We start from the raw sequence: 13,300 nt of genomic DNA on the forward strand, positions 1-13,300 counted from the left end.
CGCCTCGGGAGCGGGGCAGCAGGCCGGATGCCATTGAAGAGTTTCTGCACACGACTGATGAATACAAGAGGTAAACAGCCCCGTGGCCGATGACACTGACAACACCCAGCCAGGCGACCAGCAGCCCGAGGACGGCCCCGTGATCTCCTCGGAGACCGGCACCCCCGTCGCCGCCCGCGTCGAGAAGGTCGACCTCAATCTGGAGATGCAGCGCTCCTACCTCGACTACGCGATGAGCGTCATCGTCGGGCGTGCGCTGCCGGATGTGCGCGACGGCCTCAAGCCCGTCCACCGCCGCGTGCTCTACGCGATGTACGACGGCGGCTACCGGCCGGACCGCTCCTTCAACAAGTGCTCGCGCGTCGTCGGCGACGTCATGGGCCACTACCACCCGCACGGCGACACGGCGATCTACGATGCGCTCGTACGCCTCGTGCAGCCGTGGGCGATGCGCTACCCGCTCATCGCCGGTCAGGGCAACTTCGGCTCCGCCGGCGACGATGGTGCCGCAGCCCCGCGATACACCGAGTGCCGGATGGCGCCGCTGGCCATGGAGATGGTCCGCGACATCGAAGAGGACACCGTCGACTTCCAGGACAACTACGACGGGCGCAACACCGAGCCGGTCTACCTGCCCGCCCGGTTCCCCAACCTGCTCGTCAACGGCTCGGCCGGCATCGCCGTGGGCATGGCGACGAACATCCCGCCGCACAATCTGCGGGAGGTCGCCAAAGCCGCCCAATGGCTGCTGGCCAACCCCGAGGCGGAGAAGGACGAAGCCCTGGAGGCGATCCTCGGCATCGTGCAGGGCCCCGACTTCCCCAACGGCGCCACGATCCTCGGCCGCAAGGGCATCGAGGACGCCTACCGCACCGGGCGCGGGTCGATCACTCAGCGCGCCGTCGTCGAGGTCGAGGAGATCCAGGGACGGACCTGCCTCGTCGTCACGGAGCTGCCCTACCTCGTCAATCCCGACTCGCTGGCCACCAAGATCGCCTCCTACGTCAAGGACGGCAAGGTCGCCGGCATCGCCGACCTGCGCGATGAGTCCTCAGGCCGTGTCGGCCAGCGGTTGGTCATCGTGCTCAAGCGTGACGCCGTGGCCAAGGTCGTGCTCAACAACCTGTACAAGCACACCTCGCTGCAGGAGAACTTCTCAGCGAACATGCTCGCCCTGGTCGACAATGTGCCTCGCACCCTGTCGATCGACGCGTTCCTGCGGCTGTGGGTCAAGCACCAGATCGACGTCATCGTCCGGCGCACGAAGTTCCGCCTGAAGAAGGCTGAGGAGCGCGCCCACATCCTCCGTGGCTACCTCAAGGCCCTCAACGCCCTCGACGAGGTCATCGCGCTCATCCGCCGCTCACCGTCCTCCGACGAGGCGCGCAGCGGATTGATGGAGCTGCTCGATGTCGACGAGATCCAGGCGAACGCGATCCTCGATCTGCAGCTGCGTCGTCTGGCCGCCCTCGAACGCCTCAAGATCGAAGAAGAGGCCAAGAAGATCGAGGAGCTCATCAAGGAATACCACCACATCCTCGACACCCCGGCCCGGCAGCGCGAGATCGTCTCCGAGGAGCTGCAGGACATCGTCGACCGCTACGGCGATGACCGCCGCACCCGAATCCTCGCCGGCTTCGACGGCGATGTCTCGATGGAGGACCTCATCCCCGAGGAGGAGGTCGTCGTCACGATCACCCGCGGCGGGTACGCCAAGCGCACCCAGTCGGCGCTCTACCGCGCCCAGCATCGCGGCGGCAAGGGCATCACCGGTGCGCGGCTGCGCGGTGATGACGTCGTCGACCACTTCTTCGTCACCTCGACGCACAACTGGCTGCTGTTCTTCACCAACACCGGCCGGGTCTACCGTGCGAAGGCCTATGAGCTGCCCGAGGGATCCCGTGACGCCAAGGGCCAGCACGTGGCGAACCTGCTGGCGCTGCAACCGGATGAGACGATCGCCCAGGTGCTGTCGATCCGCGACTACGACGAAGCCGAATACCTCGCACTGGCAACGAAGTCCGGCCTGGTGAAGAAGACCCGGCTGGTCGAGTACGACTCCAACCGCACCGGCGGGGTCATCGCGATCAACCTGCGCGAGATCACCCCCGGTGTGCCCGATGAGCTCGTCTCCGCTCGCCTCGTCTCACCTGAGGACGATCTGCTGCTCGTCTCGCGGAAGGGCATGTCGATCCGGTTCAAGGCCAGCGATGAGTCGATCCGGCCGATCGGCCGTGCCACCTCGGGTGTCACCGGCATGAAGTTCAAGGACGACGACCAATTGCTGACGATGGATGTCATGACTCCGGACAGCTACGTCTTCGTCGTCACCGAAGCCGGATTCGCCAAGCGCACCCCGATCGAGGAGTACCGGCTGCAGGGCCGCGGCGGCTTCGGCATCAAGGTCGCCAAGATCACCGAACAGCGCGGCGATCTGGTCGGCGGGCTCATCGTCTCCGATGGTGAGGAAGTGCTCGTCGTCATGGAGCGCGGTAAGGTGGTCCGGTCCTCGATCGACGAGGTGCCCGCCAAGGGACGCAATACTATGGGAGTAGTATTTGCGAAACCGGGAAAGAACGATCGCATCATCGCCGTCACCCGGGGCCCGGAGAAGGTCGTCGAGGACGAAGCCGAAACCCCGGTCGATGCTGAGGCCGAGGCGGCAGCCGAAGCCGCAGAGATGGCGCGCGAGGATGAAGGACAAGCATGACTGACAGCGAACAGAAACCCGCCAAGGTGATCCGGGCCTCATCCGGCTCGACCCGCCTGTCTGCCAGCGGCAACGGCAACTCCGAGACCTCCGCCTCGGGCACGGCGAAGACGACGACGAGCACCGCCGTCTCCAGCGGCAAGCACCCCGGCAGCGGGGCGGGCAAACCGCGCAGCGTCAAGGCGGGCACCACCCGGCTCAAGGCCGGCCCCGGCACCGAGGCGGGCAGCAATCCCAGCGGGACAGCCGCCTCGGCAGTGGGTTCAGGACCGAACCAGACAACCGGATCGGGCCCCCGCAGTGCGGAAGCATCGGGCTCCGGGCCCTCGGGCACCGCGCGCATCGCCGGCGTCCGGGAGGAGCAGGCCGCCACGGCTGACGGCTCCGTGCGCGCCTCGGCAGGACCGGTGCGGATGAGCGGCAAGACGAAGAAGAAGGGCCCGCGCACGGTGCGGCTCACTGTTGCCACCGTGGACCCGTGGTCGGTCGCGAAGATGTCGTTGCTGCTGTCGCTGGCGATCGGCATCGCCACCGTCATCGCAGCTCTCGTCCTGTGGCTCGTGCTGCAGGCCACCGGCACGCTCAGCGGCATCCAGTCGACGTTGACCGAGCTGGCCGGCACCGAGGGTGCCGACAAGGTCATCGGCATGTTCACGCTCTGGCGCGTGCTGTCGTTCGCCATCATCCTCGCCCTGGTGAACATGGTGCTGATGACCGCACTGTCGACGCTGTTCGCGATCCTGTACAACATCGGATCGACGCTCGTCGGCGGCTTCCACCTCAAGCTCACCGACGACTGATCGGCAGTCATTCTCCGTACGGGCCGGTGCGGCGCAGGCAGCGCCGTGCCGGCCTCTGCAATGCAGGTGAGAAGCCGATTTTGCACTGGCCGGGGGCAGTGTGTATATTGGTTCCTCGGGTCATCCCACACGGGCCTATAGCTCAGGCGGTTAGAGCGCTTCGCTGATAACGAAGAGGTCAGAGGTTCAAGTCCTCTTAGGCCCACGCAATCATTCGAAACGGACATCGGGAGATGACGTGAAGAAGTGGTTGACGCTGACCGGCGTCCTCTCTGCTCTTGCAGGAGTGCTGGCGGTGTTCCGGGGCAACCGCCGCCGGCAACACGAACAGTGGTCGTCCTACACTGACCAGGTGTAGAATAGACCCACCCTCGGGGGTATGGCGCAATTGGTAGCGCATCTGCTTTGCAAGCAGAGGGTTAGGGGTTCGAGTCCCCTTACCTCCACCGAATAACAGGTCTCTGACCAGGGAAAACGTTTCCACGGGGCCACCGATAGGTCCACAGATGTTCCCAGCAGGTCCACAGAACCGACTTTTGGACCCCTTGCCGGCATAGTTTCAGGCATGGCGACAATTGATCTGAGACCGATGAAGGGCGGCCGCATCCGCTACCGCGTCAGGTGGTACGAATCCGGCAGGCGGCAGACTGCGACCTTCGAAAGCGAATCCGATGCCCGAGGATTCAAACACCTCATCGAGGCATCTGGCGGCGACCGCCAGAAGGCCACCTTGCAGTTCGCCCAGACCAAACGAGAAGGCGCGACCCTGACCGAAGTCGCCGCCCGCTGGATTTCGACCTCACGCGGGACCGAGGATACGAAGTCGAAGTACCGATCCCTCCTGGCCCGGCACATCGACCCGGTGATCGGCTACCAGCCCATCGCCGAGCTCAGACCCGCCGACCTCGATGAAGCCGTCCAGACCTGGGCTCAGTCCGGGCTGGCAGCCAAGACCGTCCACAACATCATGGGCGTCGTCTCCCCAGCTCTGTCGATGGCCGTGCGCGACAAGCTGATCGATATGAGCCCCGCAGCAGGCATCCGGCTGCCGTCGGTGCCGAAAGGCGATGAGCGGTTCCTAACCGTCAGCGAGGTCAAGCACTTCGTGTCCTGTTTCCACCAGCACTACCGCGACATGGTGACCTTCATGGCCTGGACAGGTCTGCGCTATGGCGAGATGGAAGCCCTGCGCGCCTCCGACATCCAGCAGGTCGCAGGTGACCTCCACGTCAGCGTCAACAAAGCCCGCGTCGGTGCGGGGGCCAAGCGCCGTGTCGGCCCGCCGAAGTCGAAGGCCGGACGCCGCATGGTCTCCCTGCCGGCACCGGCAGCGACCGCCGCACGCAATGCAATGGGTCGATGCGCCAGCTCATCGGACATTCTGTTTCCCACCGTCGAAGGCAACTACGTCATCAACTCCCGCTTTAGGGAGCGCTACTGGGATCCGGCGCGCGAAAAAGCCGGCCTGCCCGGCATCACACCCCACGACCTGCGGCACACCCACGCCTCCTGGTGCATCCAGCAGGGCCTGGACCTACTGCTCGTCCAGCGCCGGCTGGGACATGAGTCCATCAAGACCACCGTCGACCGCTACGGCCATCTGCGTCCTGACTACGGTGCAGTGGCCGTCAGCGCGCTCAACACGCTCTCACGCAGCGCGCCGACATCGTTGTTCGACCAGACAGAGCCGCTCATCAGCTGACGAGACAGACCGGGTTGAGGTGCCCGAGGCACGCGCGGGTCTCGGTCTGCGTCCCGATGCTGATGACCGGCACCCCAGAACGGCGCGATAGGCGCAGCGCCCGGTGAAAGACCGCCGGATCCAGCACTGGACCGTCAGCGGTGAACAGGTCCGGCAGGCTCACTATCCCTGCCACCGGACCCCAGCGGCGGCTGGGTACAGAGGCGGCAACCTGTTCGATGGCAGCCTCATCGATCCCACGGAGGGCCAGCTGCTCACGCAGACCGGCGGCAGTCACCTGCTGCCTGCCGGGTGCGACGATGACAGCCAGCAGCGGGGTCCGGCTCATCATCAGCAGGTCATCGGCTTCAAAGCGCAGGAACCGCAGCACCCCGGCCAGCACTTCGACGCCGACCTCGGCTGCTGGAAGCTCGGCGGCCAGCTGGCGCTGCACCCGCAGCGGCAGGCCCTGTCCGGCATCTGCGAACGGGTCGGCACCGACCAGCGGAGGATGGTCGGGCTTTGGGGGAACGACGGCACTCATCAGCTGCTGCCAGCACCCCAGACGTAGCCGCGGCCCGGCTCATAGCGCAGCCGGCTGCCGGTAGCGGCACTGCGGTCGAGTCGCCGGGCGGCCACCTGTGAGCACAGTCCGTCGGTGCCGTCCTTGAAGCCTGGCCCAGTGCCATCACCGGTGAAGGCCAGGGCAACATCGGCAGCAGTGGTCCGGCCTGTCATCTGATAATCGGTCTGCTCACCGAGATAGGCGATGTCGCCGGAATGATCGTCAAGGAAGGAATCGAGCCGCGCGTCGATGCGCTGCCGCGATTCCGGGTCGATGTCGTCGATACTCGTCAGCTCGGGGCCGTCTGGATGCGGTTCGGCCGTGTCGACGAGTGCTTCGTGGACCTGATCGCGGATGGCCTCGCGCCGCTGCGGTGAGATGGTCAGCGGTTGCGGCGGCAACGGCTTGCGGTCGTAGTCGGCCAGCGCCTGGCCGAGATCGTGATCGACGCTGGAGCGCCACGACGTGAACGACCGGGCGTTGTAGTCGCGGACTGTCGACTCATCCCAGACCTTCGAGCCGATCTCTGCCTCGGTGACATGCGCGTCGGCGAAGGTCACTGGGCGGAAGCCGATGCGGTGCGGGCCGCGCCCGTCGTCGGTGCTGATCTCGGCATCGTAGGCTGAGCGGTAGTGATCGGCGATGACCTGGCTGCGCTCTTCGAGGTACTGCTCCTTGTCCTCATCGCTGGCATCAGCGAATTCATCGCTTAAGTGCATGGTCGTCAGGTTGTCGTTCAGATACGGGGTGCACACGAGCTGACCGTCATCGGTGCGGCAGACCTCGATGCCGTCATAGACCTGATCTTCGCCTGCGAGCCAGGCGAAGCCACCGTCGTCGAGCTCGACCTCGGCCGGGGTGGCTGCCAGTGTCTGGCCCTCGGCTTCGCTCTTGCGCCCTTCGGCGAACTGGCCGCCTGAGGGCACTCCTGCAGGGATGCGGTTGATTGCGTTCATGCCCGGTATGTGTGCGGGCGATCCATTCAGGGGATCTGCCGCACACATACAAGTCACAATCGAATAGTGACCAGCACTCTCGACCACTGATCTCTCACGGGGGCGTCACGGTTTCGACGGGTGCGATGCTGTCTTTCGACAGCGGGCCGAGGTGCGCTCTGGTCGCCTCGCTAATCCACCACCGAGCACCCTTCAGATGCCACACTGCATCGCTCCGCTTTCGGCCTCGCGGCCTGAGCTGGGCACCCTGCACCGGTAGCGCCGGCAAGGCCAGCAGGGTGTCCATCAGTCCACTTGCCGGCAGGGTCGCAGCTGACCTCCTGCCTCAGCTGTGACCAGGGCACCACCTGGTGCTGACGGCAGGACGGCCGGGAAGCACTGCTCGTCGGAAGCAGACCCGGCAGCTTCTATCCCGACTGCGCCCGGAGAACCGTCAGACAGTCGCATTCGGACGCGGGTTCGACTCCCGCCGCCTCCACGACCAACTGCCGGGGCTGGAAACCCATGGCGGAGACTGCAGCGAGGAAGTGATCGTCTCGGGAATCTCAACAGGGGCCGCACATCGAGTGTGGCCCCTGTTGGCGTTTCTCACCCCTGGGTCAGCATCCTGGCCACGCGGACCGGGCGCGGTGCCGTCCCGCAGATAAGTCGTGACGGTCTCACAGCAGTGTGGAAGCCAGGCTTCGCAGTTCGGCCGCTGAGAGGTCGTGGCTATAGACCGGCCCCTCATTCGTGCGGACGAGCTCGGCGGGTGTGAACTCACGCATCCGCGCCAGGCAGGCCTTCCACTCGCTTTCGCCGGACAGCTGCTTCAGGCCCGCTCCGAAACGGTCGTAGGCTGCGAACATCGCACTGATGTCCAGCTCGTCGTCATCGGCCTCGGCTCGCCAAAGCCTCACGGCATCGCCGAGCACCATCCGCTGCAGCCGCTGCTGCTTCGAGGCGGTCACACAGTCATCGAACGCATCCTGGGCCGAGCACTGGAAAAGCGACCGCGTCGTCCTGTAACCGGTGCGCAGGCTGTAGTTCAGGCCCCTCTCGCTGAAAGTGTCGGTGCCGAGCATCCGGCTCCACACCTGCCCTCGCGTGGCCCATTCGTCGTCGCTGACCTCATCGGGACGATCGGCCTGGTTCTGGTAGTGGAAGTCTTCCCAGCCCAGCTCCTCGGCGAGGCTGCTCACACCGGCCCGCAATTCCGGGTGGTCGACAAAGAACTTGATGTAGATCCGCTCTCCGTCCGTGAGCACTGTGGCCTCGACTCGATGCTCATCATGGCCGATCTCGGAGGGGTTGCGTTCGGCTTCACGGTCAGCCAGGATCCGCTCGGCTGCCAGCATCGGCCGCGTCGGATTGTAGAGACTGTGGTCCTGCTTCGCGGCGAGCACGCTCGTGGGCATCAGGCTCACGTCGCGGTGGATCGAGAAGTCGTCGATCAGGCGCAGCGCCTCATCGACGAGCTGCTGGGCCTCCAGGTGCAGGCGAATCGGGCGCAAGTACGCATTGAGCGTCTGCGGCAGCGCAAATGGGTCGGTGCCAGCCGGCAGTCGGTAGGCGTCGTAGATCTTCGTGCTCACAGATTGCCCCCTGAGTTCTTCGCAGAGGCGACGATCAAGGCGATGCCGTCGTCATGTGCCCACTCGTCGACGATGTGCAGGCTGTGGCTGTGCAGGATGTCTCGCATGGATGCCTTCTCCTCATCCGTCAGCGACCACATCCGGCAGGCGCTGTCCGTCATGAACGGTGCGTTCGCCATGATGTTGATGCGGTGACACTCTGCGGAGTAGCGGACGCCTGCAGGCAGCCTGCGGCCGGCCGCCTTGTTCTCGTCAGTGGGGTGTCCGTGGGTGTTGCCGTAGGGCGTATCGTTGTGCACCCAGGCGGCGATACGCGCCAGACCGTCGATCTGCTTAGCAGTCGGGTACTCCGGCCGCTGAGCTGTGACCAGGCTGGTGTAGCGTGAGCTCTTCTCATCGAGCAGGTCAGCCCACTGCCGCTGCGATTCCCTCATCGCCTGCTGTGCTGAGACGAACTCTTTGCGCAGCTCGACGATCTCGGGTGTGTCGTAGGCGGTGGCACTCACATTGTAGTTGCGGTTCATCATGTCCTCTCCTTCAGCCATGCGGCGATTGCGGGCTCGGCGAACGGGGCGAATGCCTCAGCGACGTCCACGCCGACGTTGAACTGTGCTTCCTGGATTGCCCATTCGTCGTGGACATGGCCGCACAGCAGCGGATAGCCCTCGTCGCGCAGGCGTACATGCGGGTAGCGATCGTTGGTGCCGGCATGGTCGCCGGTGTAGGGGAAGTGGCTGAGCAGCACCTTCTGGTCGGCGATCTTCATCGTCGCCATCGTCTGCACCGACTCGAAGGCTGCGAAGTACTCTCGCTGACGAGTATGGGCGCGCCGGTGCATCGGGTGGCAGGCGTCGTGGTTGCCGGCGATGAGGTGCTTGGTTCCAGGCAGCTTCGCTATCTGCTCGATGGCCCGGCGATGGTTGCTCATCGCCAGGTCACCAAGCACCCACACTTGATCGCGGGCACCGACTGTCGATGCCCAGGCGTCGAGGATGGCTGCATCGTGCTCATCAGCTGAGTCGAACCCGCGGGTCCGGGCGACGAAATCGTGGCCGAGATGAAGGTCGGACGTGAAGAATCTGGTGCTCATAGCTACTCGGTGTCTTCCCGTTCGGTGCACGGGATCGCCTGCGGTCGGGAGGGCCAGCTGAGGATCCTGAGACCCGATTCGATGCCAAGCCGGCAGACTAAGTCGGTTCGGCTGATCAGCTCAGTGTTATCGCCAAGCACCGTGGCAGCGGGTGCGTCCTCCAGCGCGGAGGTGGCTCGGATGAGGTCGCGTCTGAGTTGGTCATCGGCCAGGGCGGTGATTGGCCGGCGTGTCATTGCACTCAAACCCCATGGGTGGCGGCAACATCACGCGCGCTGACGACAGCGCGCATGTAGTCGCCCGGCTCGGACTCAGCGAAGTACTCGACGCCGGTGATGTCGTCACCGAGGTCCTCGTCGAAGTCGGTGTACTCCTCGGCGCGGAGGGCGATCCAGCCGGCCGGGGTGAATGCAACGCCGATGCGGCGAGTATCGAGCGACCCGGTTGAGATGGTGGCCAGGACGGTGAATGAGTCGGTGTCGAAATCAGCGGTGGCGATAGCGGTGGTCATGGCGGCTCCCTGTGGTCGGTTTCTGCGCTTCACCAGTGGTGTGTGAGGACATCTAGGCCGTGCGGATCGCAGGCAGTGCTGCCGCAGAGACACGATGTGCTCTGTTGAGGTTCCTTACTGCCTGCGGCGGAGTGCGTCATCACGCTTGGATCGGGCGCGCCTGCCGCGGAGTGCAGCGGCAACGCGGATGGCGAAGCCGATGATCGGCAAGAAGGACATGCGGTCGATGAGCTGGATCGAAGCCGGTAGACGAACTGGCCGCAGACGGTCGGAGTTGGCCCGTTCCGCAGGATCGCTGCGATCCCACCCGTGCCATACAGCGGCGATCTGCCATCCAGCATCGCCTGGGTGGCAGGTGAGCTGATGCCAGCGTGACCGAGTGTGAGCAAAGCAGTAGTCATCTCTCGCCCAGGAGAGGTCGCACTTGCCGCACATCCAGACCTTGCTGCCGGCGGCAGCGGAGACGATGGTGATGCCGGTGAAGGCCAGCACATAGATCGAGAACATGTAGATCAGGATGAGAAGTCCATTGCCTGACATGGGGGTCTCCTCCGTTGTGTCATGGGGGTGTGGGATCGCCGCAGCGCAGCCTCTACTCTGTGGTTTCCTCAATCCTGATCAGCGTCCAGACCATAGAGCCGGTCGCCCCGTTCACATCGCGCAAGATGCGCGCAGCGCGCGCTTGGCCGGTTGATTTATCGGGCGCGGTTACAGTGACCTCATGCGAGCCCCTGCCACGCCCAGGTTCGTGAGCCTCGAAGGTCAAGCGATAGCGTGGGGTGTCCTCACTCATCGTCTTCCTCCCTGGCTGCACGGTCAGCTCAGCGGTGCTGATGAGCTCTTCGACAAAGTCGACAAGCGCTGTCTCGTAATTGAGCTGACCACCGCCAAGAGACCAGGCGAATGCGTCCAGGGCGGTTTCTCCGTCGATGAGACCGATTTCGTGCCTGTCGATGAGGGCTTCTGCGGCGGCTTCGGCCAGCCGGTGGCATGTAGGGCGATCGATGTCTGACACCGTATCTCCTTGCAGTCGTGTGTGCTTGCAGATGACGTGTGCGGCCGTATCAATCAGCGGATCGCCTGCCGAAGAGTGGGTGCGCGATGAGGAAGTCGGCCGGGTCACTCCAGTCGAAGACCGGGTCGTCGTTCTGGCCGACTCGGATGGCTTCGGCAAGCACCGGCGGTGGTGTCCATGAGAACCATCCGGAGGAGGCAACCGGGTTGGTCTCGAGGACGATCCAGCCGGCGGGAGTGAGCGCGGTGTCGATGACGTAAGCCCGTGGCATGGCATATCCACTGTGCTGCCAGGCTGCGATAGCGGCCTCGGCCGCACAGACGGCCGGGCGGGGTGTCGGATGCGCGCGGGCAGCCTCACGACCGAACCGCCCGGCACCGTCGGCGTAGACGTCGGAGCACCGTACCTGAGCGTCGAGCACAACGTGCCGGACCTCGACGCCTATCTCAAGGGACTCGGAGACAGCCAGCATGAGCTCATCGCGACCGCCTGCGCTGAACGTTCGTGCAGCCAGTGCCAGCTCATCACGGTTGCCAGCCCGCACCGCCGGCAGCTGCGGCAGCTTGAGATCGTTGGGCTTGACCCAGACCGGCAGCTTCAGAACTGAGGCGACGTGGCTGAGCTGATCGGCAGTGCCATTGATGATGCGCCGGCCGCGCAGTGCAGCGGGCAGCGCCGCCACCGGCACCATCCCGCCAGGGGTGGAGAAGCGAATGGGGAAGCCGGAGGCTTGCAGTCGAGCCAGATGCGCACCCGAGCACCAGAAGGCACAGGGTGCTTCCGGTACGTCGGTTCCGTAGTCGTGGATTCCGCCGAGGTCGGCGGCCATCCAGCGCGGGCCGACCACCCGCAGCGGGAGATCAGGCATGGGCGTCGGTCTCAGCTCGGTGCTCGTCGACGAGTGCCTCCACTGCTGCGAAGATCCGGTTCATGGCCGGGTAATAGCCTGGCGCGGTGTCGGCATACACTGTGCCGGTCAACCGGCGGCACAGTTCGACATCGGCGCGCAGGCGTGAAAGATCGAGCTTGTCAGTGGGCAGTCGCGCGCTCATGGTGTCTCCTCGTGTCAGGCGATGGTCTCACTGGAGGGGTGTGAGGCACTGTGCCCGGATGGATCGCCTGGCAGCACTGATGCTTCTCTGCGGCTGCGCGCAGGGTAGCGCTGCGTGAGAACGGTTCCCAGCTCTCTCCGGGCAAGGTCGGCGGCGCGCTCAGCGAGGACTTGGGCCTCCATGTGGGCGACCGTGGCGGGGTCGGGGGCCGCCGATGCTGAATGAGGTGTGCGGGTCGTGGGCAAAGCCGCTGATATTGCTCGGCAGCTTGCTTCGCCGGTCGGTCAACGACGTGCTCTCGGCTTCGGCACGCTGCCCTTCGGCGAACTGGCCGCCGGCCGGCACGCCAGCAGGAACTCGGCTGAGGGGGTTCACTCCAGCTCTCCATCCCGTCGAGCCTCGGACTCGGCGTAGGCAACCGCCCTCTGGGCATCCGGGTCGTCGCCGATGTAGACGATCGTGCGAGGGCCAGGCTTCTCGGTCAGCACCTCGACCCGGGTCCGGTCGTAGCCGGGGTTGTCATCGTCGACGCTGCGGCAGGGCCGCCAGGAGCGCCCGCCGGCAGTGGTGACCTGCTCATGCAGCGGCGCACCCGGCACGGTGGGGTAGGCGGCAGGCGTGATCCCATCACGCCGCGCTTACTTGAGGTCGACATCCAGGGCAGTGACCGACGTTTCGTCGGAGACATCTTCGTTGTAGAAGTAGCGGTCGTCGGCGAAACTCCACCGGGTGCCAGATTCGATGTTTTCGAAGCAGGTGAGCAGCTCCGGATCGACCTCGGGGTGCTGGTCGCTGCGAGCCGACCAGCTGTGCAGAGCATCGAGTGTCGGCGAATCGACCTCGCGATTCTGGTCATCCCGGATGGAGTGGATGCGCACGCCGTCGTCATCGTCGTCATCACGGGATAGGGTGAGGAAGGCGGCTTCAGGGTGGACGCGCTCCAGAGCTCGGGCAGCATCGACGTTGAGCTTTTCGTGACACCGCTTGCGCAGTTCGTGCTGCTGGGCGAACAGAGGCTGGTCATGCCACATCGGAGTTTGAGGTCTGGAAGGCTGGACAAGGGTCGTGGTTGCGGCTTCGGCCTTGTGGCCTTCGGAGAACTGTCCACCGGCAGGCACTCCGGCGGGGACGCGGTTGATGGTGTTCATGCCCCGTATGTGTGCGGGGCGACAGGGGTGAGTCGGTTTGCGCGCGTGGAGTTCCGGCACGGAAACACATCTAGCACGGGCGGTAAGAAGTGCGCGCTGCCGACAAGCTGGTGGCCGCCGCGATCACCATGCTGAAGAGCCAGGAGACGGCACCTGCCTGACCTAATGACGATGCCATCTGCCCCCACCGAGAGCACT

Annotated in this window: 15 protein-coding genes, 2 tRNA genes and 1 other RNA gene; 6 read left to right on the forward strand and 12 right to left on the reverse strand. The window is 65.1% G+C overall.

Features of this window, described 5'->3' with window-relative positions; translation table 11 throughout:
- The first annotated feature begins 142 nt into the window (after window positions 1-142).
- The 5 genes from gyrA (at window position 143) to M3B11_RS03715 (ending at window position 5,212) form a co-directional block, all read left to right on the forward strand.
- On the forward strand, window positions 143-2,710 hold the full coding sequence (gene gyrA, locus M3B11_RS03695; RefSeq protein ID WP_259875456.1) for a DNA gyrase subunit A: 2,568 nt from the start codon (window positions 143-145) through the stop codon (window positions 2,708-2,710).
- Window positions 2,707-3,510, forward strand: a complete 804-nt coding sequence (locus tag M3B11_RS03700) for a DUF3566 domain-containing protein (protein ID WP_259875423.1) — start codon at window positions 2,707-2,709, stop codon at window positions 3,508-3,510. The genes gyrA and M3B11_RS03700 overlap by 4 nt, the downstream gene beginning before the upstream one ends.
- Before the next feature lie 131 nt (window positions 3,511-3,641).
- A tRNA-Ile gene (locus tag M3B11_RS03705) sits at window positions 3,642-3,715 on the forward strand.
- Between the two features lie 168 nt (window positions 3,716-3,883).
- A tRNA-Ala gene (locus tag M3B11_RS03710) sits at window positions 3,884-3,956 on the forward strand.
- Window positions 3,957-4,075: 119 nt separating this feature from the next.
- Window positions 4,076-5,212, forward strand: a complete 1,137-nt coding sequence (locus tag M3B11_RS03715) for a site-specific integrase (protein WP_259875424.1) — start codon at window positions 4,076-4,078, stop codon at window positions 5,210-5,212.
- Here the strand turns inward: M3B11_RS03715 and M3B11_RS03720 are convergent.
- Together M3B11_RS03720 and M3B11_RS03725 are read right to left on the reverse strand one after the other, a co-directional pair.
- Entirely contained in the window at window positions 5,205-5,735 is a 531-nt protein-coding gene (locus M3B11_RS03720) for a hypothetical protein (protein ID WP_259875425.1), read from the reverse strand. The two genes, M3B11_RS03715 and M3B11_RS03720, sit on opposite strands and share 8 nt — an antisense overlap.
- On the reverse strand, window positions 5,735-6,712 hold the full coding sequence (locus M3B11_RS03725) for a hypothetical protein (protein ID WP_259875426.1): 978 nt from the start codon (window positions 6,710-6,712) through the stop codon (window positions 5,735-5,737). Before M3B11_RS03725 ends, M3B11_RS03720 begins: the two co-directional genes overlap by 1 nt.
- A gap of 98 nt (window positions 6,713-6,810) precedes the next feature.
- Here M3B11_RS03725 and ssrA point away from each other — a divergent pair.
- Window positions 6,811-7,193: a transfer-messenger RNA gene (gene ssrA, locus M3B11_RS03730) on the forward strand.
- A 178-nt stretch (window positions 7,194-7,371) separates the two neighbouring features.
- On the opposite strand, the gene M3B11_RS03735 is transcribed toward ssrA, so the two are convergent.
- The 10 genes from M3B11_RS03735 to M3B11_RS03780 all read right to left on the reverse strand — a co-directional run bounded on the left by M3B11_RS03735 (window position 7,372) and on the right by M3B11_RS03780 (window position 13,102).
- On the reverse strand, window positions 7,372-8,286 hold the full coding sequence (locus tag M3B11_RS03735; RefSeq protein ID WP_259875427.1) for a hypothetical protein: 915 nt from the start codon (window positions 8,284-8,286) through the stop codon (window positions 7,372-7,374).
- The gene (locus M3B11_RS03740; protein ID WP_259875428.1) at window positions 8,283-8,813 is read right to left on the reverse strand and encodes a hypothetical protein; all 531 of its coding nucleotides are present in this window, start codon (window positions 8,811-8,813) and stop codon (window positions 8,283-8,285) included. Before M3B11_RS03740 ends, M3B11_RS03735 begins: the two co-directional genes overlap by 4 nt.
- Window positions 8,810-9,376, reverse strand: a complete 567-nt coding sequence (locus M3B11_RS03745) for a metallophosphoesterase family protein (RefSeq protein WP_259875429.1) — start codon at window positions 9,374-9,376, stop codon at window positions 8,810-8,812. Before M3B11_RS03745 ends, M3B11_RS03740 begins: the two co-directional genes overlap by 4 nt.
- Before the next feature lie 241 nt (window positions 9,377-9,617).
- Entirely contained in the window at window positions 9,618-9,887 is a 270-nt protein-coding gene (locus M3B11_RS03750; RefSeq protein WP_259875430.1) for a hypothetical protein, read from the reverse strand.
- A 114-nt stretch (window positions 9,888-10,001) separates the two neighbouring features.
- On the reverse strand, window positions 10,002-10,427 hold the full coding sequence (locus M3B11_RS03755; protein ID WP_061512423.1) for a hypothetical protein: 426 nt from the start codon (window positions 10,425-10,427) through the stop codon (window positions 10,002-10,004).
- 52 nt (window positions 10,428-10,479) lie between these two features.
- Window positions 10,480-10,902: a hypothetical protein gene (locus tag M3B11_RS03760; protein ID WP_259875431.1), complete on the reverse strand. Its 423-nt coding sequence runs from the start codon at window positions 10,900-10,902 to the stop codon at window positions 10,480-10,482.
- Between the two features lie 49 nt (window positions 10,903-10,951).
- Window positions 10,952-11,770, reverse strand: a complete 819-nt coding sequence (locus M3B11_RS03765) for an ATP-grasp domain-containing protein (protein WP_259875432.1) — start codon at window positions 11,768-11,770, stop codon at window positions 10,952-10,954.
- On the reverse strand, window positions 11,763-11,954 hold the full coding sequence (locus M3B11_RS03770) for a hypothetical protein (RefSeq protein ID WP_259875434.1): 192 nt from the start codon (window positions 11,952-11,954) through the stop codon (window positions 11,763-11,765). The genes M3B11_RS03765 and M3B11_RS03770 overlap by 8 nt, the downstream gene beginning before the upstream one ends.
- 371 nt (window positions 11,955-12,325) lie before the next feature.
- Window positions 12,326-12,553 (reverse strand): hypothetical protein, encoded by a 228-nt coding sequence (locus M3B11_RS03775; protein WP_259875435.1) that lies wholly within the window; start codon window positions 12,551-12,553, stop codon window positions 12,326-12,328.
- 39 nt (window positions 12,554-12,592) lie between these two features.
- Window positions 12,593-13,102, reverse strand: coding sequence for a hypothetical protein (locus M3B11_RS03780; protein ID WP_259875436.1), 510 nt, complete (start codon window positions 13,100-13,102; stop codon window positions 12,593-12,595).
- Window positions 13,103-13,300: the final 198 nt, after the last annotated feature.

Source organism: Brevibacterium sp. p3-SID960 (genome assembly GCF_025144725.1).
Taxonomy (GTDB): Bacteria; Actinomycetota; Actinomycetes; order Actinomycetales; family Brevibacteriaceae; genus Brevibacterium.

Bases quoted from the DNA above. Each gene is read 5' to 3' on its own strand.
- M3B11_RS03780 (WP_259875436.1), bottom strand. From the start codon at position 13,102: ATGAACACCATCAACCGCGTCCCCGCCGGAGTGCCTGCCGGTGGACAG.
- M3B11_RS03700 (WP_259875423.1), top strand. From the start codon at position 2,707: ATGACTGACAGCGAACAGAAACCCGCCAAGGTGATCCGGGCCTCATCC.
- M3B11_RS03745 (WP_259875429.1), bottom strand. From the start codon at position 9,376: ATGAGCACCAGATTCTTCACGTCCGACCTTCATCTCGGCCACGATTTC.
- M3B11_RS03740 (WP_259875428.1), bottom strand. From the start codon at position 8,813: ATGATGAACCGCAACTACAATGTGAGTGCCACCGCCTACGACACACCC.
- M3B11_RS03755 (WP_061512423.1), bottom strand. From the start codon at position 10,427: ATGTCAGGCAATGGACTTCTCATCCTGATCTACATGTTCTCGATCTAT.
- M3B11_RS03765 (WP_259875432.1), bottom strand. From the start codon at position 11,770: ATGCCTGATCTCCCGCTGCGGGTGGTCGGCCCGCGCTGGATGGCCGCC.
- M3B11_RS03715 (WP_259875424.1), top strand. From the start codon at position 4,076: ATGGCGACAATTGATCTGAGACCGATGAAGGGCGGCCGCATCCGCTAC.
- M3B11_RS03720 (WP_259875425.1), bottom strand. From the start codon at position 5,735: ATGAGTGCCGTCGTTCCCCCAAAGCCCGACCATCCTCCGCTGGTCGGT.
- M3B11_RS03770 (WP_259875434.1), bottom strand. From the start codon at position 11,954: ATGAGCGCGCGACTGCCCACTGACAAGCTCGATCTTTCACGCCTGCGC.
- M3B11_RS03750 (WP_259875430.1), bottom strand. From the start codon at position 9,887: ATGACCACCGCTATCGCCACCGCTGATTTCGACACCGACTCATTCACC.
- M3B11_RS03725 (WP_259875426.1), bottom strand. From the start codon at position 6,712: ATGAACGCAATCAACCGCATCCCTGCAGGAGTGCCCTCAGGCGGCCAG.